This is a genomic window from Paenibacillus sp. plas6, assembly GCF_057221655.1.
This window is the reverse complement of record NZ_CM170151.1, coordinates 245,654-269,980: the sequence shown is the minus strand read 5'-3', so window position 1 is coordinate 269,980 and position 24,327 is coordinate 245,654. Positions and strand designations below refer to the sequence as shown.

Below are 24,327 nucleotides of genomic sequence, written 5' to 3'. Positions count from 1 at the left end.
ATGATGGCGGTCAAATTCATTCTTGGTGTTGCAGGTACAGGTAAGACAACAACTTGTCTGGAGCAGGTAAGAACTGAGCTACGTCAGCAGCCAATTGGAAGTCCGCTCATTTTATTAACTCCTGAGCAGGCATCCTTTCAAATGGAGTATGAGCTGTTAAAGCAAAGTGAACTTAAAGGTACGCTGCGTGCCCAAGCGCTTAGCTTTAGAAGGCTAGCATTTCGCGTTATGCAGGAATGCGGCGGTATTGCACGTATACCGATTACCGACACCGGAAAGCAAATGTTGTTATATAAGCTTGTACATCGGCTGAGCGAAGAGCTTCAACTATTTCGTGGGGGAGAACTGCAAGCAGGCTTTATCGAACGGGTTAATAGCATGCTTACAGAATGGAAGCGATATGGAGTATCAGCTTCCCAACTATCCGATTTAGCTGGTCAGCTTGCAAAAAGCAACAGCAATGATGGCAGCGCACAACTGCTTTATAAAAAAATTTATGATCTTAGCTTGTTATATCAGATGATGGAGCAGGAGTTAAGCAATAAATATGTGGATGCAGAAGATTATTTATCACTGTTAATTCAAAGCGCTAAAGATTCACCATTTTTACGCGGCAGCAAAATATGGGTAGACGGTTTCCATGGGATGACTCCAACGGAGTATGAAGCGCTTGCTGCTTTAATGACTGTTTGCGATGAAATAACGGTTGCTCTAACGCTAGATCGCCATTATGAGCCAGATGAGGGGCTTGATGAGCTGAATTTGTTCTATCAAACCGCAGAGACCTATCAAAATATTATAAGTTTAGCTCAGCAGCTCGGGATTGAGGTGAAGTCTCCGCTTATACTCGATCGTCCGCCAGTTCGTTTTGCAGCGTCTCCTCAGCTTGCTTTTATTGAGCAAAATTATGGAAAGCGAAAGCAGTATGTTATTCCTGCAGAAAGCAGCGAGCAGTATGGCTTACAAATACACGCTGCTGCTAATCGCCGTACTGAGGTTGAGGCATTGGCAAGAGAATTGTTGCGCCATGTGCGTGAGTACGGCTATCGCTGGCGGGATATGGCAATTATGGTGCGAAATCTTGAAAGCTACAGCGATTATCTTGAACTTATTTTTAAGCAATATGATATTCCTGTGTTTATGGATCAAAAGCAAAAAACGTTATATCACCCTTTTGTAGAATTTATTCGTGCTGCATTGGAGACAACAGTGCATGGCTGGCAATACGATGCTGTTTTTCGTTTAGTGAAAACAGAGCTTTTATTTCCTTGCGATGGCTCGATGCCGCGTGAATGGTTTGATCTTTTGGAAAACTATGTGCTGGCGTCAGGAATTAACGGATGGAAATGGAAGGATGATCGCCAATGGCGGCCGCTCGCAACGGTTTCGCTGGATGAAGAAGAAGATACAGCTTATTATATTTCAGATGCAGCTAAAGAGCAGCTGGCGATTGCATTAGCTGCGCGAGGGGTTATTGTACCGCCGATTAGCAGATTTGAAGAGAAGCTTAATAAAGCTCGCAATATTAAAATGATGTGTATTGCTTTATATGAGTTGCTTGAAGAAACGGGGGCTGCGTTCCGTTTGGAACAATGGAGCATAAGGGAGCAGGAACGCGGCAATTTGCTAATGGCACGCACTCATCGCCAGCTCTGGAGCAATGTGTTGAAGCTCTTGGATGAGCTTGTGGAGCTAGCTGGTGAAGAATCCGTAACGCCTGAGCTGTTTATGGGTATGGTAGAGTCTGGACTTAGTGCGTTGCAGCTAGCAAATATTCCGCCAAGTCTAGATGGAATTGTTGTTGCCACAATGGAGCGTTCACGTCTAGCAAATGTGAAAGCATTATTTGTATTAGGAGTATCCGACGGTGTGCTGCCGATGGTATTAGGCGAGGACGGGATATTGACCGAAGATGAGCGTGAGCTGCTGCAGGCAAACGGAATAAGCATGGCACCAAGCGCAAGACGTAAACTGCTTGATGAACGCTTTATTATCTATAATGTGCTGACAAGGGCTTCTGAGCGGCTATGGCTTAGTTATCCGCTGGCAGATGAAGAAGGAAAAGGGCTGCTCCCATCAGAAATTATTCGGCAATTGCGCTATCAGTTTCCTTTGCTTAAGCTGCAAACAACTGGTATAGAGCCAAAGCCAAGCATGGAAATTGCCGAGCAGCGCAGCTTCCTTGTTCATCCCAATACTGCAATGACTTATTTAATTGCTAATTTGCGAAAATGGCAGTCAGGCGAACAGCTTCCTTCGTTATGGTGGGATTTATACAATTGGTATGCTTTACGACCGCAGTATCATCCTAAGCTTAAGGCATTATTAGCCTCGTTAAATTATGACAATATAGAAGGACCTTTGAAATTAGCAACAGCCGAAGGACTTTACGGTAATAATTTGCGCATGAGCGTATCACGTGTTGAGCGTTTCGTATCATGCCCTTTTCAGCATTTCTCTATTTATGGACTGCGCCTTAAGGAGCGTAAGCAATATAAGCTTGCTGCACCGGATATGGGGCAACTTTTTCATGCTGCACTTGGCAAGCTGGCAAATCAGCTCGGTGAAAGCTGGGGGAGACTGTCGCCAGATAAAGTGCAACGTCATGCAAATGAAATTGTTGATGAGCTTATTCCACGCCTGCAATCGGAAATATTGTTAAGCAGTGATCGTTTTAAATTCATCGCTCGTAAGCTAAAAGAAATTGTTATGCAGGCTGCAACCATGCTTAGCGAGCATGCAGCGCGGGCGCATTTTACACCTATCGCTACAGAAGTGGATTTTGGACCGAAGGGTAAAATTCCAGGATTAATGCTTACACTGGATAATGGCAATATGATCGAAATTGTTGGACGTATCGACCGTGTAGATGGAGCAACCACAGAGGATGGACTGCTGTTGCGTGTACTAGACTATAAATCTAGCAGTAAAGATTTGAAGCTAGAAGAAGTGATAGAAGGTTTATCGCTGCAAATGCTCACTTACTTAGATGTGTTGCTTACTCATGGTGAGTCATGGCTTGGCAAGAAAGTTTTGCCTGCAGGTGTGCTCTATTTCCATGTGCATAACCCATTATTACAAGTTAGTAATGGAATTGGACCTGACGCAGCGAAGGAGCAACTCTTAAAAAAATATAAAATGAAGGGTCTATTAACTGCTAGTACAACTGTTGTACGAATGATGGATACTGAACTAGAAAGTGGACGCTCCAACATTGTACCTGCTGGTATAAAAACAGATGAAAGCTTTTACTCTCAGTCATCGGTAGTAAGTCATGAACAGTGGGAGCAATTAAGACGCTTTGTGCGCGCTAAAATAAAGCAAATTGGGGAACAAATCGGACAAGGTGTCGTTTCTATCGAGCCGTATCAACAAGGAGATCGAACACCTTGCCAATATTGCGATTATAAGGCGGTATGCCAATTTGACCCAACATTAGGAGGCAATCAATACCGCAAGCTAACGAAAACAGATGATGACAAGATATGGAAACGATTAGGAGAGTGAAGGGATGAGTGGACAGTCTAATGGAGCACCTAAGTGGAGTGCAGAGCAGTTAGATGCAATACAATCATCTGGCTCCAATATTCTTGTAGCCGCTGCAGCGGGATCAGGAAAAACAGCTGTACTCGTTGAGCGAATCATCCGTAAAATTTCTACTCATACTGACGTCGATCGTTTACTTGTGGCGACCTTTACAAAAGCTGCTGCAGCAGAGATGAAGGATCGGATTAAAATAGCACTAGAGCGCAAGCTTGAGGAAGAACCTGATTCAGAGCATTTGCGTAAGCAATTGGCATTAATGGGCAAGGCATCTATTACAACCTTGCACTCATTTTGTACAGAGGTTGTACGCAAATATTATTCGACGATCGGTTTAGACCCTGGTTTTCGTATCGGCAATGAAACAGAAATCGAGTTAATTCGCAACGATGTACTATTGGAGTTGTTTGAAAATCGTTATGCCGAAGCTGAGCAACGTAAGCATTTTGTTGCATTAGTGGATGCATTTGGCGGTCAACAGGGAGATGAGCCATTAATTAAGCTTGTTGAGCGCTTATATTTATTTTCTCGTTCACATCCATGGCCAGAGCTATGGCTTGAACAAATGGCTGCTGCATTTGAGATAGCTGATGTAGACGAGCTGGAGCAATCCTCTTGGGTTAAACAATTAATGGCAGACGTTGAGCTTAAGCTAGAAAGTGCGATTGCTAGTTTTCAACAAGGGCTTGAGCTTACAAGACTTCCTGCTGGACCGTATGCTTATGCCTCTACATTTGAACAAGATATTGAAATCGTTAGCAGCTTGTCCCGTGATATAAAGCAATTGCCGTGGCGTCAATGGGCTGAACGATTTGCTGCTGTCTCATTTCCAAGGCTAGCAACATTGCGTGGCAAGGAACATGATAAGGAGCTGCAAGAGCTTGCTAAAGGCTATCGTGAGAAAGGTAAAAAAACGATTACGAAAATTATCGGAGAATACTTTGGCAGAAGTGCAGAGCAATATGTCATTGAGCTGCGTTCACTTGCCCCGTTAATGAAAGAACTAGTTTCTTTAATTAATGAATTTTCCGCTAGATTTCAAGAGCATAAAAAAGCAAAAGGGTTGCTGGATTTTGGTGATTTGGAGCATTATTGCTTAGCGATTTTACTTGATCCAAGCTCTACGCCAGAGCAGCCAATTCCATCTGATGCAGCAAGGAGCTATCAGCGTCAATTTGACGAGATTTTACTAGATGAGTATCAGGATACGAATTTAGTACAAGAAACAATCGTTGCCTTAATCAGTAATAAGGAGCAAGGCAATCGTTTTATGGTAGGGGACGTTAAGCAAAGTATTTATCGCTTCCGTCTTGCCGACCCAGGCCTGTTTCTGCAAAAATATAAAACCTATGGTAAAGGCGAGCAGGCGAATGATGGGAAACGAATTGATTTGGCAAGAAACTTCCGAAGCCGCAAGCAAGTTGTTGATGCTGTAAACCTTGTGTTTCAGGCGATTATGAAGGAAAAAGTTGCAGAGCTGGATTATGATCAAGCTGCAGAGCTTGTCCACGGAGCAACATATTTTCCATCTCCAGAGTCGCTTGAAGGCTGTCGTGTACAATGTGTAGTCATTAATAAAGAGGAGCCTGAGCTAGATCAAGCTTATGAGGATGGGGACGAGGAGCAGGCTGTAGATGAATCAATTAAACAGGAAGCGATACGTAAGCAAGACGAAAAAGCATCACAGCTTGAAGCGCGATATATCGCTCAGCAATTGTTGCAATTGCAAGAGTCTGGGGCATTAGTTTATGATGCAAAGCTTGAACGCTATCGTCCGATGCAATGGCGTGATTGTGTCATCTTGCTTCGATCAACTTCCGTATGGGCTCCGGTATTTTTAGAGGAGTTACAGCAAGCAGGCATCCCAGCTTATGCGAGCATTGGCACAGGTTATTTTGATGCGATTGAAGTACAGACTATGCTAAGCATGCTGCAAGTTATAGATAATCCGTATCAGGATATTCCGCTTGCCGCAGTGCTTCGTTCTCCTCTGTTTAAGCTAACGGCCGAGGAGCTTTCGCATATTCGTATTTTATCTATGGAGAGCAGTTTTTATGATGCGGTGGTGCATGCTGCCGGTAATGAGGAGTTTTCATTTGAGGGCAGAACAAAGCTTGCTTATTTTCTCCAAAAGCTTGATGAATGGCGTGACTATGCGCGAGAAGGAGCGCTAGCTGATTTACTTTGGCTTATTTATGAACAGACAGGTTATTATGACTTTGTAGGCGGCTTGCCTGCAGGCATGCAGCGTCAGGCGAACTTACGTGCCTTGCATGACCGTGCACGACAATACGAGGCAACTTCATTTCGCGGCTTATTCCGCTTCCTAAAATTTATTGAACGGATGCGTGATAATGGCAAAGACCTTGGTACAGCGCTGGCGATTGGCGAAGGTGAGGATGTCGTACGGATTATGACGATTCATGCCAGCAAAGGTTTGGAGTTTCCTATCGTCTTTGTTGCAAGTCTAGGTAAAAACTTTAATGAACAAGATATGAGAGCAAGCTTTTTATACCATAAAGAGCTTGGCTTTGGTCCGAAAGTTATTGATCTTCAGCTAAGAACAAGCTATCCTTCATTGCCATATATCGCGATACGGCGTGCTATCAAAATGGAGATGCTTGCTGAAGAAATGCGAATTTTATATGTCGCTCTAACAAGACCTAAGGAGAAGCTGTATTTACTTGGAACTGTTGATAAGCTTAGCAATAAGCTAATGCGCTGGAATTCGGCTTTAGAAGCCGATGGGACAGTAACTTTATCCGGTATTGCCGAGGCAAGTAATTATTTAGATTGGATCGGTCCTTTAGTATGTAAAAGCTTAGAGCAATCGTTGCAAGCGCGAAATGCAGAGGAGCGAATTTGTTATAGTCCATTTGACTGGATTGTTGAGACGGTGCCAGCTCAAGAGCTGTCTTTGACAGATCAAGAGAAGAATGTTTCTGAAGCGGAGCAGCAGGAGCGGAAAAGCATTTTAATGGCTGTTGATGCATTAGCTCAGCTAGAACATATTGAAGAAGATTCATTGCTCCGTGAGCAACTGGAATACGTGTATCCCTATCAAGAGGCAGTGTCACTTGGCGCAAAGGCTTCAATTACGGAGATGAAGCGTATCCGAGCTGGATTTGAGGAAGAGGAAGATAGCTTTATGTTTGCTGGAGCGAACTCTTCCGAAACGAAGTTTTCTGAAAAACAGACTGCCGATTCTCAGTTCGATAAACATACCTTACATTTAGAGCGTCCTGCCTTCATGGAACAGAAAGGAATTACTCCTACTGAACGAGGCTCAATTAATCACCTTGTAATGCAGCATTTGCCTCTTGATATAACTATCGATCATGAAGTAATACTGTCAACAATTGAACATATGGTTGCTATTCAATTAATTACGGCTGCTCAGGCTGCTGCAATTAATGTAAAAGGCATTCTTGGACTATTTGAATCTCCGCTTGGTGAGCGAATGAGAGCTGCGGCATGGGTCAAACGTGAGCTGCCGTTTTCGTTTATGCTGCCTGCAAGTGAAGTTTACCAAGAAGTGAGCAGTTATGCTGCGGAGGAGCCGATCTTTATACAAGGGGTAATCGACTGCTTGTTTGAGGATTCGCAAGGCTTGGTGCTAGTCGATTATAAGACAGATCGAATTTATCAAGGAAATTGGAAGGAAAAAGCGGAACAGCATCGTTTCCAGCTTGAAATGTATGCGAAAGGCTTAGAGCTAATATTAAAACGAAAAGTTGATGAAATTTTCGTATTTTTCTTTGATGGCGGCGTTTCTGTTCGCTTATAATTAAGCATGAATAAGAAATTGTCAGATGGGGGGATAATGTGTCGGAGCAACGTAATAAACTAACGGAGCAAGAGCCAAAGAAAAAACCGATTGCTCTTGCTGTAACACTTCTTTTGTTAACGATTAGCTTATTATTCGTTATTTTGTTTTCTGCGAAAAATATCGCATACAAGCAAGAAATACAAGTTGCAACTGGCAATAACATTGTAGAGCATTTTAAACAGCTTGACCGTAAGTTAACTGTTTTGCAAAGCAATCTTACCTTGTTGATTGAGAAAGCTGAGAGCTGGGATGAAGCAGCAAGCCTAACCAGTGGCTATTCGCAATTTTTACTGCAAGATATTCATGATCATATTAATGAATTATATGTTCTTGGGGATAAAATAAAGAAAGATTATTTTGGTGCAGAGCAGGCTCAACAATTAACTGCTTGGCATAAAGCAAAGGACGAACTAATAGGTAAACTATCCGCAAATAAGGAACTTGTCAATGAGGACTATTTAAAGCTTAAGCTTTTGCAAAATCAGATTGATCAGCTGCACAAGACAGTGGCTCAATTTAACTTTAAGATGGAAGGAAATAAAAATGCGATGATTCGCCTATCCTCTGGCTTTGATTGGATGGAGATCGCAGAGCAATTTAGTCAAGCAACTATTGTTGAACAAGCCAAGTAAATTGCGGTACAATAGCTTTATTCAACAACTGCTTTGTTAAGTTGTGGTAAAGCAAAGCATTTTATTAGGAGGCATTTAAACATGGATTGCTTGTTTTGTAAAATTGTAGAGGGTACTATTCCATCAACTAAAGTATATGAAAATGAACATGTGGTGGCGTTTTTAGATATTGCTCCTGCTGCGCCGACACATATTTTAATTATTCCAAAAAAACATATTGCGACAATGAATGATGTTACGCGTGAAGATGATTTAGTGATGGCAGAGATTTTTGCTGCAGCAAGAGAAATCGCGAAGCAGCAAGGTTTTGCAGAAGCTGGGTATCGCTTAATTAACAACTGCAATAGCGATGGCGGACAAGTTGTTTATCACTTACATTTCCATCTTCTAGCTGGCAAAAAATTAGGTCCATTAGTTGCTGAATAGAAAGTGGCTTGTTCAAGTTGACATACCGTTATTTGTTGACTTATAATTAAGGTTGATGAACCGTGTAATAACTCTGGACGGTCTGTTTCGGAGGGAGGGAAAACTGGTGTCTGAAATTAAAGTTCGTAAAAATGAATCTATTGATGCTGCGCTTCGTCGCTTTAAGCGTTCCACTGCGAAAGATGGTATTCTTGCAGAGGTTAAGAAACGCAAGCACTACGAAAAACCAAGTGTAAAGCGCAAGAAAAAGTCCGAGGCTGCGCGTAAGAGAAAGTTTTAGGAGGATATTTCCATAATGAGCCTGAGCGATAAATTGACCGACGATATGAAGCAAGCAATGAAGGATAAAGATAAAGTTAGACTTTCAGTAATACGAATGCTTCGAGCAAGTATTCAAAATACTGAAATAGAGGCAAAACGTTCTTTAACAGAGGACGAGGTCCTTCAAGTATTAAGTCGAGAAGTCAAGCAGCGCAAAGATTCCCTCCAAGAATTTAGTAAGGCGGGTCGCGATGACCTGGCTGAGAATCTTGCAGCAGAAATTGATATTATTAGTAAATACCTTCCCGAACAGCTCACTGAAGAAGAGATACAAGAGATAGTAAGGCAGACCATCCAAGAACTCGGTGCTTCTTCGAAAGCCGACATGGGGAAAGTGATGGGCGCCCTTATGCCTAAGACAAAAGGTCGCGCAGACGGTAAACTAGTAAACCAAATTGTACAGCAATTTCTGCAATAGAATACGTGCGGACACAAAACACCCTTCGGGGTGTTTTTTTGTGTTATAATTGTTGAAACAGACTGTGATTCCATACGTATAGTAGTACTACAGAAGCAGAGAGGAGGGAAATGAGATGAACGATAAAGTTTCAGCTCATCAAAGAAAAAGCTTTCTTGGCCTTGCTGTAGTTTGCTTAACGGTATTGCTAATGATTATTGTTCCGTTTTCAATATATGCTGAAACCAGTGCAGTTGATGAATATGGTTCTGCGATTTACCACATTCAGTTGAAGGATGATGTTGGACCTGCAATGGCTCAATATTTAAAACGTGGTATTAGGGAAGCTGAGGAAGCAAAAGCGGAACACATTATACTTACCTTAAATACTTATGGAGGGCGAACGGATTCTGCATCGGAAATTGGTGAATTAATTCGTTCAGCTGACATTCCGATTACAGCTTACGTTGAAGGTAGAGCAGTATCAGCAGGCACGTACATTGCTCTTAATGCAGATAATATTGTTATGCAAGAAGGCAGCACTATTGGCAGTGCAGCTGTTGTCGATGGAACTGGTAAGTTAGTTGAAAATCCTAAGCTTATTAGTTATTGGGTTGAGCAGATGAAGGAAGCGGCGAAGCTGAACGGCCGCGATCCGCGTGTTGCTGTCGCAATGGTCGATCCTCGAATTGAGGTAGATTTAACGGATATTTTAGGTAAAGTTGTTGCGGTTGGAGATGTGCTAGCCATATCTGCAAGTGATGCGCAAAACATTGGTTATTCCGAATATACAGCAAAAAACTTACAGGAAGTTATAGATTGGCTAGGGTATAGCCAGCGCGATCTTATTGAGGTAGAAATGAGTTTTGCTGAGAAGCTGGCTGACTTTCTGCTGCATCCGGCTGTCTCAGTTATTCTCCTCATTATAGGCTTTGCTGGTATTGGTATTGAGTTGTTTGTACCGGGCTTTGGTTTGCCGGGAATTATCGGTGTATTAGCAATGGGACTGTATTTCTTTGGTTCCTATTTAGGAGGGCTTGCTGGAATGGAAACTGCACTGTTATTTATTCTCGGTTTTGTGTTAATCATTTTAGAATTATTTATACCTGCATTTGGCATACTTGGTATATTGGGGGGAGGAGCTATTATTACGGGCATTATTTTAGCAGCGCCTGATTGGAAATCCGCAGTATATGCCATTATTTTTGCAGTCGTTGTTGCAACCGTTCTTATCGTACTGTTCTCTCGTACGAAAAAGGGCAGAACTATTTGGAGTAAGTTTGTTTTGCGTGAAAAGCTAACGACTGAAGAAGGCTTTGTTCCAGCCGAATCAAAGCAGTCTTTAGTAGGGCAAAAGGGAGTGACAGTTACTCCGCTTCGTCCTGCTGGAGCAGCATTAATTAATGAGCAAAGAGTCGATGTTGTGACAGAAGGCGGCTTTGTGGAAAATCATCGCCCAATCATTGTGGTAAAAGCAGAAGGAACTTGGGTGGTCGTAAGAGAGCTTAAAGATGGCGAACAATAGCGGTAATGACTTAACTATTCACATTTAGGAGGTAGTTCAATGAATTTATTATTAGGCCTTGACCCTATGTTAGTGACGGTTATTTTTGTTATTTTAGCGGTAATCGTATTTTTTGTATTGCTAAGCTTTTTCCCAGTAATGCTATGGATTTCAGCATTAGCATCAGGTGTAAAAATCGGGATCATTACGTTGTTTGCAATGAAACTTCGTCGAGTAACCCCTAGTCGCATCGTCAATCCGATGATTAAAGCAACAAAAGCTGGTTTAGGTGTTTCCATAAACCAATTAGAAACGCATTATCTTGCTGGCGGTAACGTAGACCGTGTCGTTAATGCGCTTATTGCTGCTCAGCGTGCAAATATTCCGTTATTATTTGAGCGCGCTGCAGCAATCGATCTAGCAGGACGTGACGTATTACAAGCTGTGCAAATGAGTGTTAACCCTCGTGTTATTGAAACAAACTCTGTTTCCGCCGTGGCGAAAGATGGTATTGAAGTGAAAGTGCGTGCCAGAGTAACAGTACGTGCAAATCTTGATCGTTTAGTCGGGGGCGCCGGAGAAGATACAATTATTGCCAGAATTGGTGAAGGAATAGTTTCCACTGTCGGTAGTAGTGCTTCTCATAAAGACGTTCTTGAGAACCCAGATCTAATATCTCGTACGGTGCTTGAAAAAGGGCTTGATGCAGGTACAGCGTTTGAAATTCTTTCAATCGATATTGCCGACGTAGATGTTGGTAAAAACATCGGTGCACAATTGCAAACGGAGCAAGCTGAAGCAGATAAAAACATTGCGCAAGCGAAAGCCGAGGAACGTCGTGCAATGGCGGTTGCCAAAGAGCAAGAAAATAAGGCGAAAGTTGTTGAGATGGAAGCTCGCGTTGTAGAATCAGAATCTCAAGTGCCTTTGGCGCTAGCTGAAGCGTTGCGTAGCGGTAAAATTGGTGTAATGGATTACTTAAATATGAAAAACATTGAAGCAGATACGAATATGCGTAAATCAATTGGTGAGCCAAACGACACTGATCCGAAAAATAAATAACCAACTCGCCGACAGTTAATTTGGTTATTCCAAGACGGAGGTGAGTGAAATAGACACTATAATTGATCTGATATTCGATAACGTTTATATTGCTGCAATTGTGCTATTTTTCTTGTTTAAGTTGTTTACAGGTTCCTCTGGAAAGTCAAAGCCGACTGGTATGCCTACCTTTGGTGGAGAGCCGCATCAATCGCCGCAGCAGTGGCAAGATAAGGAAGATGATGAAGAGGATAGTTCAGGATATAAACAGTTTGAACAAGAGCAGCAAAGAAGGCAGCAGGAATTAGAGCGGCAGCGTCAGTTAGAAGAGTTAAAGCGGCAGCGTGAGCAGGAGCTGGCTGCTGAACGCCGCAAAGAAGAATTAGCTGCACGAATGCAAAGAACAGCGTCAGAGCTGTCCAATTTAGAGGGAATAAAGCGGAAGCGAGCACTTGCCGAGCTGATGAAAGCTCAACAAGCTCAGCAATCATCCGTTATGAAGAGAGAGCCTATTTCTGCTCTAAAAACTAAAGAGGTAAAGCGTACGGATTTACAGAATGCAGTAATTTGGAGTGAAATATTAGGTCCGCCAAGAGCGAAGCGACATTATCGCAGATAAGCAATTAACAGAACCTAAATTATCAATTGAGTTACCGTTTTCGAATGCAACATGCACCCAATAAGATGATTTGAGATAAACCATCTTACGGGTGCATGTTTTTTTCTTATTCCGATTAAGGAGGTTCATAATAAATTCGAATCTCATGAACAAGCCCGTCTTTACTTCCTCGATTTTATCCCCGATTTTGACTCCTTTCGAGGTTTTGTAACCTTTTTTGCAAATGTCATTTCCATTAACCAAAACGTCTTTCCGTTTTCTTTAGGAGAAAATAGCTTGATTTATTCTCTTTACTGTACAGTTTGGAGAAAAACTATCATTAAGTAATTTCTGTTTAGACAGCTCTTCTGCAGCTATATCCTCCTATGTGAGCCTCTCTTTTGGTTGTAAATTTGATGCTTCTCTTATCGGACACTGTATTAATCGGTTCATTTACCTCTTCAAGTAGCTTCTTTTCATATTTAAGCAAATAGCTTTTACAGCACTCATATTTAACAGCCTTACCGCATATTTTGATAGAGTACCAAACTGTGTAGCGGGTAGTTGTTACAGCAGTGGAAGGAGGAGTTGACTCAATGGGGCGTATGAAGCGTAAGCTGCATAAGCTGACGGCATCTTGGCTTGACATGCCGCAGGATGTTGTATTTGAGCTGCCAAGAATTACACTAATCGGTGATCGCCAGCTATACATTGAGAATCATCGCGGCGTTATTGATTTTTCAAATGAAGAACTGCGTTTGTCCTTAAGTAAGGGAGAGCTTAAGGTGCGAGGAAAAGAGCTAGTTATTCGTACAATTTGGACGGATGAGGTGTTTGTAGAAGGCATTATTACTGGCATTGAGCTATCACCTTAATAAAAAGCAAAACAGCTTTAATAGCATAGACAATTTTGCATGTTAAAGGAGTGATAATCATGCGGCAATCATTTATTGAATGGTTTAAAGGTTCGGTTGAGGTTGAGCTACATGGCAGCAACGTAGCTCAATTTCTAAATCAAGTTACGTTAGACAAGCTGGAATTGTCCGATATTTCTTGGCGAGACAGTAACACAGTACATTTTACAGTTTCGGTGGACAACTTTTTTTTATTGAGAAAATATGTACGAGCTTCTGGTGGAAAATTAAAGCTAGTAAAAAAATCAGGGCTTCCGTTTGTCCTTGTGCTGCTAGGAAAACGAATGTGGTTTACGATTGGCATTGGATTGTTTTTTACGATTATTTTTTGCTTATCCTCCATGATTTGGTCTATTGAAGTTAAGGGGAATAAAACAATTCCTACTGATGTAATTATGGAAGCAGCTAAAAAGGAAGGACTGTATCGTTTTCAGTGGTCATTTAAACTAGATGATGCAGATGTATTATCAAAAAAACTTGTAGCCGCAATTCCTGGTACGACATGGATTGGTGTTGAAAAGGTCGGTACAAAAATAAAAATACAGATTGTTGAAGCGACGATGCCAGAAAAGCAGGAATTAAACAGTCCGCGTCATTTAGTTGCAACAAAAGATGCTGTAATTACGTATATTATAGCTCAGCAGGGTAAACCGATGGTTAAGAAAAATCAGAGGGTAAAAGCAGGCGATATTTTAATATCTGGTGTTATCGGAAGTGAGGCACATTCGCAAATTGTAGTTGCAAAAGGTGAAGTGAAGGGGCTTGTCTGGTACGAATATGAAGTGAAAGCTCCGTTAGTGCAAAAATATCGTGTATTTACTGGTGAAAGACAAGCACGTTCATATATCGTCCTCGGTAATCGTGCTCTGAAAATAAGCGGCTTTAATCAAGAGCCTTATGAAAAATCTGAGGTTATCACGACAACAGATATGTTAACGATTGGAAAATATACTTTGCCAATTGGTAAAATGAAAGAGATGGAGCAAGAGGTTGCTTTTAAGCAGAGAAAATTGACGGTAGAGGAAGCAAAAAAAGAAAGCTTAGGGCAGGCAAGATTGAGAATTTTAGCGCATGCTGGAAAAGATGCTGAAATTATTAGCGAAATTATTTTGCATGAAGCGACAGACAATGGTAAAGTGGTAATGAAAGTACTTTATGAAGTAAATCAGTCTATTACAAAAGAGCTACCAATAGTCCATATGTAGGGAGATTGAATGTTGTTGCAGAAAGAAATGAAAACAGTAAGAATTCCAGTAGAGAATGCGGCAGAGGCTTTAGCCGTTCTTGGTCCGCAGGATAAGTTTTTACGTATTGTTGAAGAGCGTGTTGAAGCAAAGATTTCATCAAGAGACGCTGAAATTATTGTGACAGGACCTGAAGCGCAAGTTGAATCATTAGAACAGCTTTATCAAGTGTTACTGCAATTAGTGCGAGAAGGATATGTTCCTACTGAGCGCGATGTTACTTATGCGCTTGATCTTGCCCTTAAAATGCAGGCAGAGGAGCTGCTTGATTTATTTAAAAAGCCGATTGCAACTACATATCGGGGAAAGAAAATTTTAGTCAAAACGATTGGCCAGCGTCAATATGCTAAGCTAATTCACAAGCATGATATTGTCTTCGGTATTGGTCCCGCAGGTACTGGTAAAACGTATTTAGCGGTTGTACTAGCAGTAACGGCATTAAAAGAGAATAAAGTAAAGCGCATTATTTTAACTCGTCCAGCGGTTGAAGCTGGAGAAAATCTTGGGTTCTTACCTGGAGATTTGCAGGAAAAGGTTGATCCGTATTTAAGACCTTTATATGATGCGCTGCATGATGTGCTCGGAGCAGAACAAACCGCTAAAGCAATTGAGCGCGGCATGATTGAAATTGCACCACTTGCCTATATGCGTGGACGTACGCTAGAGGATGCTTTTATCATTTTGGATGAAGCGCAGAATACAACACCGGAGCAAATGAAAATGTTTCTAACAAGGCTTGGCTTCGGCTCTAAAATGGTAATTACAGGTGATGTGACACAAATTGACCTGCCGCGAGGAAAAAATTCAGGATTAATAGAAGCTAAGCGAATTTTAAGCAGCATTGAGGAAATAGGAATGATGATATTCTCTGAACAGGATGTCGTTCGTCATTCGCTTGTACAAAAAATTATCATGGCTTATGATCGGGATGCCGAAGAAAGAAATGGAGATAAAAATCTTTAGAATATTGAAGAAAGGATTGAGAGCGAATGACTACAAGACGTGAGCCTAGTCCAATCAAAAAGCGACGTTATAAATTAACAGCTGACTGGAGAAAAAGTTCCGCCGTAAAATGGTTACTCATGGGGTTATTCGTTGTCCTATTCTACTTCAATTTAGCTCCACATATTATACCTGAAACGTATAATATTACGGAAAATTCAAGAAGTGACAAGGATATTAAGGCTCCTACATTAATTCGAGATGAAAAAGCAACGCGAGCTGCAGAGGAGCAAGCGGCTAATGCGATCGAGGATATTTACTCTATTGTCGCATTACGTAATGATTTGCTAGTTGAGTCAATTTTTTTGCGGATAGAAGGTTTAAATGCTGACGATCAAGTTAGTCAGCAAAACAAAATCGATATTTATCGTACCGAAATCCCTACACGATACTATGACGATTACATTTCTAATTTTATAAAAACAAGTCTTGCAAATGAGACGTATAATGAAGAATTGCTCGAGGAGATGCAAAGGGTTACTGCTGAGCAAAAATATACGATACCAGAGGAAACGTTTTATAAGCTGCCAAAGCTTTCCCAAGAAGAACTGTCTGAAATGCGTATCGTAGCGAAAGATATTGTGCGCAAGCTAACGAATGAGCAGATCAGAGATGCTAATATTGCTCGAACAGAAGTAGCTGAGCTTGTTAATTCCAGCTCGATCTCTAATCGTACTGCACGCGAAATTGTTTCTGAAATTGCTCGTTTTGCGATTACACCTAATAAATTTTTAGATCGTACTGCTACTGAAGAAGCACGTGAGCAAGCAAGATTAAATACTCAGCCAGTTGTATATAAGGAAAATGAAATTATCGTTAAAAAAGGCGATCTGATTACACCTGATATTTATGAGCTGCTTGTTGAAGCAAATTTGTTGCAGGATAAAAAGCATAATTGGCTTAAACTAGGCATTGTAATTGCCGCAGCGATGCTAACTGCATTCTTATATGTGTACCTTACGCAAGGCTCAAGTGGCCATGCCAAAAAAGAGTACAACAATTCACAATTATTTATGTTATTTCTTATTACACTGTTAAATTTAGCAGTAATGCAAATTTTCTCTATAATTCAAGGAGAAATGAGTAACAATGCGGTCGGCTATCTAGTGCCAGCTTCACTTGGAGTAATGCTTATAACGCTGCTTATTGATGAGCAGCTTGCTATGGCATTCACTTTTATTGCTACGGTAGCGGGAGCAATTATATTAAATAGCTCTAATACGGGATTATTTGATTTCCGTTTTGGCTTTTATATTATCGTCATCTCTTTAACAGCAATATATTCAATTAAACATGCTAGTCAACGTTCGGCAATTCTGAAAGCTGGGATTATGGTCAGTTTGATTGGTGGCTTAGCGGTACTAGCTATGAATTTGATGGTAGAGCAACTTGAGCGGCTGCCATTGCTATATTCACTAGGTTTTGCTATTGGTGGAGGATTGTTAACATCGATTCTCGTCATTGGCTTAATGCCGTTTTTCGAAATATCTTTTGGTATTTTATCAGCGCTTAAGCTGGTTGAGCTGTCTAGCCCGAACCACCCATTGCTGCGCAAGTTGTTGACTGAGACGCCAGGAACCTATCATCATAGTGTTATGGTTGGAAATTTAGCTGAAGCAGCGGCAGAAGCGATTGGCGCGAACGGCTTGCTTTGTCGAGTAGGAGCATTTTATCATGATATTGGTAAAACGAAGCGTCCAAGCTACTTTATAGAAAATCAAAACAATAGAGAAAATCCGCATGATACGATTGATCCTATGCTTAGTAAATCGATCATTGTCGCTCATGCTAAAGATGGCGCAGAAATGCTTAAAGCATATAAAATTCCGAAGCAAATACGGGATATTGCAGAGCAGCATCATGGTACGACGTCGCTTAAATATTTTTACTATAAAGCGAAAAAACAGGCGGAGGAAGCGGGGATCGAGCCTGATTTTACAGAAGATGATTTCCGTTATCCTGGTCCGAAGGCTCAGTCGAAGGAGGCTGCTGTCGTTGGCATCGCTGATTGTATTGAGGCGGCAGTTCGCAGCCTGCGAAACCCAACTGTTGAGCAGGTTGAAGAGATGATTCACAAGATAATAAAAAGTCGTGTAGATGATAATCAATATAATGAATGTGATTTGACGATGAAAGAGCTAGATAAAATCGCTCAGTCACTTAAAGAAAGTCTGATGGGGATTTTCCATTCACGTATCGAATACCCAGAGGATAGTAAAGCTAAAGATAATCAAAAGGAGTCTTAACATGAGTCTAGTACTAGATTGGAACAATAATCAAACTAAATTTGAAATTCCAGATTCGTGGATTACGATGCTTAATGAAATATTACAGATCGCCGCGAAAAATGAAGGATTAACTTCTGGCGAAGTAACGTTGACATTTACAGATAATGAAGAGATTCATGAGCTAAATAAAACGTATCGCGGAATTGATCGGCCAACCGACGTGCTTTCGTTTGCGATGAACGATGATGGTGTCGATGAGCTGGACATCATTTTTGAAGTAGAAAGCGAGGATGAGCTTGATCCGATTTCTGGAATGCTTGGTGATATTATTATTTCAATCGAGCGTGCTGATGAGCAGAGACTCGAATATGGGCATAGTCTTGAACGAGAAATTGGCTTTTTATTCGTGCATGGTTTCTTGCATCTGCTAGGCTATGATCATCAAGATGAAGAGTCAGAAGCAATAATGATGGCAAAGCAAGAAGCTGTTTTGCAGCAAGTAGGCTTAACACGCTAATGATTAAACTGTTAAAAAGCTTTAGTTATGCTTTTTCAGGAATTTGGTATGCGATACGTACACAGCGTAATATGAAAATTCATGTGACGGTGGCACTTATAGTAGCGATACTTGGTGCCATCGTTTCACTTAGTCTGATAGAATGGTGTATTATTTGTTTAGTAATCTGTGCTGTTATTAGCTTAGAGCTAATTAATACAGCGATTGAAGCAGCAATCGATCGGATGGGAACTGAATATCATCCTTTAGCGAAAATTGCAAAAGATACAGCCGCAGGAGCTGTGCTTGTGATGGCTATTGGAGCAGTTATCATCGGGACTATTATATTTCTGCCAAAGTTACTTAATCTACTGTTTTGAAGTTATTGTAATAGGTTTAATAGCCATATAGCATTATATATGAGAAAAGTTGAACGAATATGCATCATTACTATATAGCTTGTAAAGATTAGAAGGGAGATAAGTATATGGATCCCAATCTGAAATCATTGCTAGCTGAAGCAAGAGCTGCGATGGACAATGCTTATGTACCTTATTCCCGATTTAGAGTAGGCGCTGCCTTATTGCATGAATCAGGGCAAATCTATCGTGGCTGTAATATTGAAAATGCAGCGTATGGACCAAGCAATTGCGCAGAGCGAACAGCGTTATTTAGTGCGATTGCGCAAGGTGCGAAGCCTGGCAGCTTTAAGGCGATAGCAGTTATTGGCGATACAGCAGAACCGATAACCCCTTGTGGTGTATGTCGTCAGGTATTAATTGAGCTATGCTCGCCAGATATGAATGTAATTATGGGTAACTTAAAAGGAGATACAAAGGTGATGACGATTGCAGATTTATTGCCAGGGGCATTTTCACCTGCATCGTTGTTGAAGGAGGAGCAATCATGATTGAACAAGCAGAATCGAAAAAATTTCGCTCTGGCTTTGTTGCGATAATTGGCAGACCGAATGTTGGAAAGTCGACATTAATGAATCATTTAATTGGTCAAAAAATTGCGATTATGTCAGACAAGCCACAAACGACGAGAAATAAAATTCACGGGGTTTATACAGAAGACAATATGCAGATCGTGTTTCTTGATACACCCGGTATTCATAAGCCAAACTCAAAACTGGGCAATTATATGATGAAATCAGCGGAGAGTGCATTAAAAGAAGTAGAGGCAATTCTCTTTTTGATTGATGCTTCTGAGGAGCTTGGCGGCGGAGATCGCTATATTATTGAGCAGCTTCATAAAGTAAAAACACCCGTATTTCTAGTCATAAATAAAATCGATAAAGTTGAACCAGAAGCTTTGCTCGATAAAATTGTTCAGTATAAAGATCTATATAATTTTGCAGAAATTGTACCGATTTCAGCGATGAACGGCAACAATATTTCTACTTTGCTTGAGCAAATTAGAAAATATTTGCCAGAGGGACCGCAGTATTATCCTGCCGATCAGGTGACTGATCATCCTGAACAATTTGTTTGTGCAGAATTAATTCGCGAAAAAATTTTACACCTAACGCGTGAAGAGGTGCCGCATTCCATCGCCGTGCAAATTGAAGATATGCGTGTACAGGAAAATGGTGTTGTTTATATTGGTGCAGTTGTTTTTGTTGAGCGTGATTCACAAAAAGGGATCATCATTGGCAAGCGCGGCTCATTGCTTAAAGAAGTAGGAAAAAATGCACGTATCGATATAGAAAATTTGCTAGGCTCAAAAGTGTTTTTAGAAATTTGGGTAAAAGTGAAAAAGGATTGGCGAAATCAAGAACGCGTCTTAAATGACTTAGGTTTCAAGCATGAATAGTCATTGAGAAAGTAATATTTTCTAGGATATATTTTTTCGTTGTGTTCATCCTAACTAACGTCAAGATGTACATTTCCGAGGCGGAAAGGATGGATACGAATGAGGGATTTTTCGTGGAAATATTTTGCGTTAACCGGGGATGTCGAATCTTATTTACTCTACAAAGAAGTGGAGCGTCATCGAGATTCGATCGATACCGAGTCATTGGGTACGAATGAAGAAGAAGACGATTTGTCGCTAGAAGGAGCTGAATAAGTTATAAGGCAGAACTTCGGCGAATCGTTTGCCAGTTGGGGGAAAAAACATGCTTTATCGCGTGGAAGGTATCGTTATCCGAACTGTCGATTATGGGGAAAACCATAAAATTGTAACGCTAATAACGAATAATAGCGGAAAAGTCGGAGTTCTTATTCGTGGCGCTAGAAAGGTACGCAGCAAGTATGCCTCGCTTGCGCAACCTTTTACATACGGTGAGTACACGTATACAAGAGGATCAGGGCTAGGAACGTTACAGCATGGAGAATTAATTGCTTCAAACCATAAGTTGCGTGCTGATCTTGATCTTGCAGCGCACACATCCTATATCGCTGAACTAATAGATCGCTGTATTGCTGATGAGGAAATTGGCAATATTCATTTTGAGCAGCTAAAGGCTTGTTTTACTGCATTAATGGATGGGAAAGATGCAGCAGTGCTGACAGCGATTTTTGAAATGAAAATGCTTATGTTAAGTGGTTACAGCCCTGTTGTTGAAGAATGTATTCATTGTGGCAATCGCGTAGCACCTTTTAAACTGTCTGGTTATGGCGGCGGCATTGTATGCTCGCGCTGCTCCGCTCAAGATGCTTCCCTTCCATCAATCAGTGAAACAGCTTTAAAGCTGCTCCGTTTGTTTAAATCTATAGATTTGCGACAAGTTGGCAACATTAATTTATCGCCAGCTACTAAACAGGAAGTTTGCCACCAAATACGGCAATTACTAGATATGCAGCTAGGCATTCACTTTAAAACACGTGGATTTTTAGATAATCTAGGCAAATTAGTTTGACAATCAGGCAAGAGTTGAATAAAATTATGAGAAGTTCAATATGTGGCTATGATAGAGAATTGGATATGAATTCGACCTATTAGCGAGCTAGGGATGGTGAAAGCCTAGCAGGTACGGTCATATACCATGGCACTCTGGAGCCTGTCGATTAAAAGTGGATTATTCCTAACGAATAATCAAGTAGGGTGGAACCGCGGGAAAAACTCTCGTCCCTACGTCTGGAAGCAGGCGTAGCGATGAGAGTTTTTTAGTTGTGCTCTGAAATGCCTGTTTCTAAAGCAAAAGTTTCAATAAAAAAGTATAGGAGTTGTGTAGTCATGAATTTTCAAGGCATGATTTTAACCTTGCAGCAATTTTGGGCAGAGCAAAATTGTATCATTGTCCAGCCTTACGATGTTGAAAAAGGTGCGGGTACGATGAATCCAATGACATTTCTTCGTTCTATTGGTCCAGAGCCATGGAATGTTGCATATGTTGAGCCTTCTCGTCGCCCTGCTGACGGTCGTTATGGTGAAAATCCGAACCGTCTTTATCAACATCATCAATTTCAAGTTATTCTTAAACCTTCACCAGACAACATTCAAGAGTTATATCTTGAAAGCTTGAAGCGTCTAGGTATCGATGCGAAGGATCACGATATTCGCTTCGTTGAAGATAACTGGGAAAACCCTTCTCTTGGCTGTGCAGGACTTGGTTGGGAAGTTTGGCTAGATGGTATGGAAATTACGCAATTTACTTATTTCCAGCAAGTCGGCGGAATTGAAACGAGTGTTGTTTCGGGAGAAATCACTTACGGATTGGAGCGTCTAGCTTCTTATATTCAGCAAAAAGAAAATGTATATGAGCTTGAATGGGTCGAAGGAGTAACTTATGGAGACGTATTCCATCAGCCTGAATATGAGCATTCTAAGTATACATTTGAAATTTCTGATACAGCAATGCTATTCTCTCTCTTCAATAAATACGAGGAAGAAGCAAAGAAAATTATGGCGCAGCATTTAGTTTTTCCAGCGTACGACTATGTTCTAAAATGCTCCCATACGTTCAATTTACTTGATGCACGCGGAGCAATCAGTGTAACAGAGCGCACAGGATATATTGCTCGCGTACGTAATCTCGCTCGTGCAATTGCGACGACCTACTTAGAAGAACGTGAAAAACTTGGTTTTCCGCTATTGAAGAAGGGAGAGAACTAAAATGGCAAAAGACCTATTGTTAGAAATCGGTTTAGAAGAAGTGCCTGCGCGCTTTGTACGCGATGCTATGGAGCAATTGCAGCAGCGCTTTGAAAAATGGTTGCAGGAGCAACGTATTTCGTATGAAGCGATTAAAGCGTATGCAACTCCTCGCCGTTTAGCGCTAGTCGTATCTGCTGTTGCAGAAAAGCAAGCCGATATTGAGGAGGAAGCAAAGGGACCTTCCCGTAAAATTGCTCAAGATGAAAACGGCAATTGGAGTAAAGCAGCATTAGGCTTTGCTCGCAGTCAAGGAATTGAACCAGATGCCCTTTATTTTAAAGAGCTAGCTGGGGTTGAATATGTTTATGCGAAAAAGAGCAGTGTGGGTGTAGAAACGAAAGGTTTGCTGGCACAAGGCTTCCTAGATGTTATTCATGCAATGACCTTCCCGAAAAATATGCGCTGGGGCAGCTACGATATGCGCTTCATTCGTCCAATTCGTTGGCTTGTTGCCTTATTCGGCGAGGAAGTTATTCCATTTGAAATTACTGGAGTAAAAAGTGATCGTATTACTCGCGGACATCGTTTTCTTGGCGACAGTACAACGATTGCGACACCTGCTGAATATGTGGAAAAGCTACGTGAGCAATACGTCATCGTTGATGTTGCAGAGCGTGAAGCTTTAATCGTGGAACAAATTAAGCAACTAGCAAACGAAAACAATTGGGAAATTGCCGTGAAAGACGATTTGCTTGAAGAGGTGCTATTCCTTGTAGAATATCCAAGTGCCTTGTACGGAACATTTGAGGAATCGTTCTTAAACATTCCGCAAGAGGTATTAATTACTTCCATGCGCGAGCATCAACGTTATTTCCCTGTTCTAGATAAATCTGGTAAACTTCTGCCGTATTTCGTAACTGTTCGTAATGGTGACAAGCGTTCGCTAGATGTCGTTGCCAAAGGTAATGAAAAAGTATTACGTGCACGTTTATCCGATGCGAAATTCTTCTATGAGGAAGATCATAAATTAACGATTGAAGCGGCACTGGCTAAACTTGAATCAATCGTTTATCACGAGGAGCTAGGCTCAGTTGGTGATAAAGTACGCCGTGTGACAAAAACAGCACTACTAATTGCAAGCAAGCTAGCTGTTGCTTCAGATGTACAAGCGAAAGTAGAGCGTGCTGCAGCAATTTGTAAATTCGACCTAGTTTCGCAAATGGTTTATGAGTTCCCAGAGTTGCAGGGAATTATGGGCGAAGATTATGCTACACGCCTTGGTGAAGATGCAGAGGTTGCAAAAGCTATTAATGAGCACTATCAGCCACGTTTTGCAGGCGATGCAGTACCTTCCCAAACCGTTGGAGCAATTGTCAGCTTAGCAGATAAAATTGACACAATCGTTGGCTGCTTCTCAATTGGTATTGTGCCAACAGGCTCACAAGACCCTTATGCTCTTCGTCGTCAAGCAACAGGAATTGTTCAAATTTTACTTGCTCATGATATGCAAATGTCTTTAACTGAGCTATTCCAGCTTAGCCTGTCAGTTCACGCTGAACGTGGCACAAAGCGTAGTGAAGCAGAAATTGCCAAAGATTTACAGGACTTCTTTGCATTGCGTGTGAAGAACTGGCTTGGTGAACATGGTGCAAGATACGATGTTATCGATGCAGTTATGGAAGTTGGCTTTGCTGACCTTCAACTTACAAAAAATCGTGCAGAATTGCTAGCTAACCAATTACAGGATGAGACTAAAGCTGAGTTTAAGAGCAATGTTGAAGCATTTAATCGTGTATGTAATTTGGCAGCAAAAGCAGAAAGCAAGCAAGTTGATGCAAGCTTATTCCGTGAACAATCTGAGCATGATTTGTATAATGCATGGAACAATGTGCATGCTGGTTTTGTTGAAGCAATTACTGCTCGCCATGTAGATGAAGCTTATGAAAAATTAGCTAGTCTACGTCAACCTATTGTTGCTTATTTTGATTCAGTAATGGTTATGGCAGAGGACGAAGCGGTTAAACGTAATCGCCTAGCTACATTGGCAGTAATTGCGGATGATATTCGTGCCATTGCTGATCTTTCGAAGCTTGTTTGGGCATAAGCAG

21 protein-coding genes are annotated in these 24,327 nt (G+C 41.3%); all 21 read left to right on the top strand.

All coding sequences use genetic code 11. From position 1 onward, the window contains the following. The 21 genes from addB (at position 1) to glyS (ending at position 24,323) form a co-directional block, all read left to right on the top strand. Positions 1–3,507, top strand: coding sequence for a helicase-exonuclease AddAB subunit AddB (gene addB / locus AC2TDL_RS01335; RefSeq protein WP_484698236.1), 3,507 nt, complete (start codon positions 1–3; stop codon positions 3,505–3,507). Positions 3,508–3,511: 4 nt separating this feature from the next. Next, positions 3,512–7,330 carry a helicase-exonuclease AddAB subunit AddA gene (gene addA, locus AC2TDL_RS01330; protein ID WP_484698234.1) on the top strand — a complete coding sequence of 1,273 codons (3,819 nt, stop codon included), beginning with the start codon at positions 3,512–3,514 and terminating at the stop codon, positions 7,328–7,330. A gap of 38 nt (positions 7,331–7,368) precedes the next feature. Further along, positions 7,369–8,004 (top strand): hypothetical protein, encoded by a 636-nt coding sequence (locus AC2TDL_RS01325; RefSeq protein ID WP_484698232.1) that lies wholly within the window; start codon positions 7,369–7,371, stop codon positions 8,002–8,004. 81 nt (positions 8,005–8,085) lie between these two features. Further along, positions 8,086–8,430, top strand: coding sequence for a histidine triad nucleotide-binding protein (locus AC2TDL_RS01320; protein ID WP_484698231.1), 345 nt, complete (start codon positions 8,086–8,088; stop codon positions 8,428–8,430). A gap of 106 nt (positions 8,431–8,536) precedes the next feature. Next, positions 8,537–8,710, top strand: coding sequence for a 30S ribosomal protein S21 (gene rpsU, locus AC2TDL_RS01315; protein WP_213513547.1), 174 nt, complete (start codon positions 8,537–8,539; stop codon positions 8,708–8,710). Positions 8,711–8,725: 15 nt separating this feature from the next. Continuing rightward, positions 8,726–9,169 (top strand): GatB/YqeY domain-containing protein, encoded by a 444-nt coding sequence (locus tag AC2TDL_RS01310; protein ID WP_484698229.1) that lies wholly within the window; start codon positions 8,726–8,728, stop codon positions 9,167–9,169. Positions 9,170–9,284: 115 nt separating this feature from the next. Continuing rightward, positions 9,285–10,673 (top strand): NfeD family protein, encoded by a 1,389-nt coding sequence (locus AC2TDL_RS01305; protein WP_484698227.1) that lies wholly within the window; start codon positions 9,285–9,287, stop codon positions 10,671–10,673. 66 nt (positions 10,674–10,739) lie between these two features. Further along, positions 10,740–11,714: a flotillin-like protein FloA gene (gene floA, locus AC2TDL_RS01300; RefSeq protein ID WP_484700976.1), complete on the top strand. Its 975-nt coding sequence runs from the start codon at positions 10,740–10,742 to the stop codon at positions 11,712–11,714. A 40-nt stretch (positions 11,715–11,754) separates the two neighbouring features. Next, positions 11,755–12,312 carry a hypothetical protein gene (locus AC2TDL_RS01295; RefSeq protein WP_484698226.1) on the top strand — a complete coding sequence of 186 codons (558 nt, stop codon included), beginning with the start codon at positions 11,755–11,757 and terminating at the stop codon, positions 12,310–12,312. Between the two features lie 575 nt (positions 12,313–12,887). Then, the gene (gene yqfC, locus AC2TDL_RS01290; RefSeq protein WP_484698224.1) at positions 12,888–13,166 is read left to right on the top strand and encodes a sporulation protein YqfC; all 279 of its coding nucleotides are present in this window, start codon (positions 12,888–12,890) and stop codon (positions 13,164–13,166) included. A gap of 59 nt (positions 13,167–13,225) precedes the next feature. Continuing rightward, complete coding sequence (gene yqfD, locus AC2TDL_RS01285) at positions 13,226–14,410, top strand: sporulation protein YqfD (protein WP_484698223.1); 1,185 nt, start codon at positions 13,226–13,228, stop codon at positions 14,408–14,410. 27 nt (positions 14,411–14,437) lie between these two features. Then, positions 14,438–15,412: a PhoH family protein gene (locus tag AC2TDL_RS01280; protein WP_484698222.1), complete on the top strand. Its 975-nt coding sequence runs from the start codon at positions 14,438–14,440 to the stop codon at positions 15,410–15,412. Between the two features lie 26 nt (positions 15,413–15,438). Then, positions 15,439–17,697: an HD family phosphohydrolase gene (locus AC2TDL_RS01275; protein WP_484698221.1), complete on the top strand. Its 2,259-nt coding sequence runs from the start codon at positions 15,439–15,441 to the stop codon at positions 17,695–17,697. Between the two features lies 1 nt (position 17,698). Continuing rightward, on the top strand, positions 17,699–18,196 hold the full coding sequence (gene ybeY / locus AC2TDL_RS01270; RefSeq protein WP_484698220.1) for an rRNA maturation RNase YbeY: 498 nt from the start codon (positions 17,699–17,701) through the stop codon (positions 18,194–18,196). Next, positions 18,196–18,555: a diacylglycerol kinase family protein gene (locus AC2TDL_RS01265; protein WP_484698218.1), complete on the top strand. Its 360-nt coding sequence runs from the start codon at positions 18,196–18,198 to the stop codon at positions 18,553–18,555. Before ybeY ends, AC2TDL_RS01265 begins: the two co-directional genes overlap by 1 nt. A 107-nt stretch (positions 18,556–18,662) precedes the next feature. Next, entirely contained in the window at positions 18,663–19,085 is a 423-nt protein-coding gene (gene cdd, locus AC2TDL_RS01260) for a cytidine deaminase (RefSeq protein ID WP_484698217.1), read from the top strand. Beyond that, on the top strand, positions 19,082–19,993 hold the full coding sequence (gene era / locus AC2TDL_RS01255; protein ID WP_484698214.1) for a GTPase Era: 912 nt from the start codon (positions 19,082–19,084) through the stop codon (positions 19,991–19,993). The genes cdd and era overlap by 4 nt, the downstream gene beginning before the upstream one ends. A 99-nt stretch (positions 19,994–20,092) precedes the next feature. Beyond that, on the top strand, positions 20,093–20,248 hold the full coding sequence (locus AC2TDL_RS01250; RefSeq protein ID WP_484698212.1) for a YqzL family protein: 156 nt from the start codon (positions 20,093–20,095) through the stop codon (positions 20,246–20,248). A 49-nt stretch (positions 20,249–20,297) separates the two neighbouring features. Beyond that, on the top strand, positions 20,298–21,041 hold the full coding sequence (gene recO / locus AC2TDL_RS01245; RefSeq protein ID WP_484698211.1) for a DNA repair protein RecO: 744 nt from the start codon (positions 20,298–20,300) through the stop codon (positions 21,039–21,041). Between the two features lie 317 nt (positions 21,042–21,358). Then, positions 21,359–22,237, top strand: coding sequence for a glycine--tRNA ligase subunit alpha (gene glyQ, locus AC2TDL_RS01240; protein ID WP_484698210.1), 879 nt, complete (start codon positions 21,359–21,361; stop codon positions 22,235–22,237). 1 nt (position 22,238) lies between these two features. After that, the gene (gene glyS, locus AC2TDL_RS01235) at positions 22,239–24,323 is read left to right on the top strand and encodes a glycine--tRNA ligase subunit beta (protein WP_484698209.1); all 2,085 of its coding nucleotides are present in this window, start codon (positions 22,239–22,241) and stop codon (positions 24,321–24,323) included. The last annotated feature ends 4 nt before the right edge of the window (positions 24,324–24,327 follow it).

Coding starts and splice junctions, on each gene's coding strand:
- addB (WP_484698236.1), top strand. CDS start 1: ATGATGGCGGTCAAATTCATTCTTGGTGTTGCAGGTACAGGTAAGACA.
- addA (WP_484698234.1), top strand. CDS start 3,512: ATGAGTGGACAGTCTAATGGAGCACCTAAGTGGAGTGCAGAGCAGTTA.
- AC2TDL_RS01320 (WP_484698231.1), top strand. CDS start 8,086: ATGGATTGCTTGTTTTGTAAAATTGTAGAGGGTACTATTCCATCAACT.
- AC2TDL_RS01310 (WP_484698229.1), top strand. CDS start 8,726: ATGAGCCTGAGCGATAAATTGACCGACGATATGAAGCAAGCAATGAAG.
- AC2TDL_RS01305 (WP_484698227.1), top strand. CDS start 9,285: ATGAACGATAAAGTTTCAGCTCATCAAAGAAAAAGCTTTCTTGGCCTT.
- floA (WP_484700976.1), top strand. CDS start 10,740: ATGTTAGTGACGGTTATTTTTGTTATTTTAGCGGTAATCGTATTTTTT.
- yqfC (WP_484698224.1), top strand. CDS start 12,888: ATGGGGCGTATGAAGCGTAAGCTGCATAAGCTGACGGCATCTTGGCTT.
- yqfD (WP_484698223.1), top strand. CDS start 13,226: ATGCGGCAATCATTTATTGAATGGTTTAAAGGTTCGGTTGAGGTTGAG.
- AC2TDL_RS01280 (WP_484698222.1), top strand. CDS start 14,438: ATGAAAACAGTAAGAATTCCAGTAGAGAATGCGGCAGAGGCTTTAGCC.
- AC2TDL_RS01275 (WP_484698221.1), top strand. CDS start 15,439: ATGACTACAAGACGTGAGCCTAGTCCAATCAAAAAGCGACGTTATAAA.
- ybeY (WP_484698220.1), top strand. CDS start 17,699: ATGAGTCTAGTACTAGATTGGAACAATAATCAAACTAAATTTGAAATT.
- AC2TDL_RS01265 (WP_484698218.1), top strand. CDS start 18,196: ATGATTAAACTGTTAAAAAGCTTTAGTTATGCTTTTTCAGGAATTTGG.
- cdd (WP_484698217.1), top strand. CDS start 18,663: ATGGATCCCAATCTGAAATCATTGCTAGCTGAAGCAAGAGCTGCGATG.
- era (WP_484698214.1), top strand. CDS start 19,082: ATGATTGAACAAGCAGAATCGAAAAAATTTCGCTCTGGCTTTGTTGCG.
- AC2TDL_RS01250 (WP_484698212.1), top strand. CDS start 20,093: ATGAGGGATTTTTCGTGGAAATATTTTGCGTTAACCGGGGATGTCGAA.
- recO (WP_484698211.1), top strand. CDS start 20,298: ATGCTTTATCGCGTGGAAGGTATCGTTATCCGAACTGTCGATTATGGG.
- glyQ (WP_484698210.1), top strand. CDS start 21,359: ATGAATTTTCAAGGCATGATTTTAACCTTGCAGCAATTTTGGGCAGAG.
- glyS (WP_484698209.1), top strand. CDS start 22,239: ATGGCAAAAGACCTATTGTTAGAAATCGGTTTAGAAGAAGTGCCTGCG.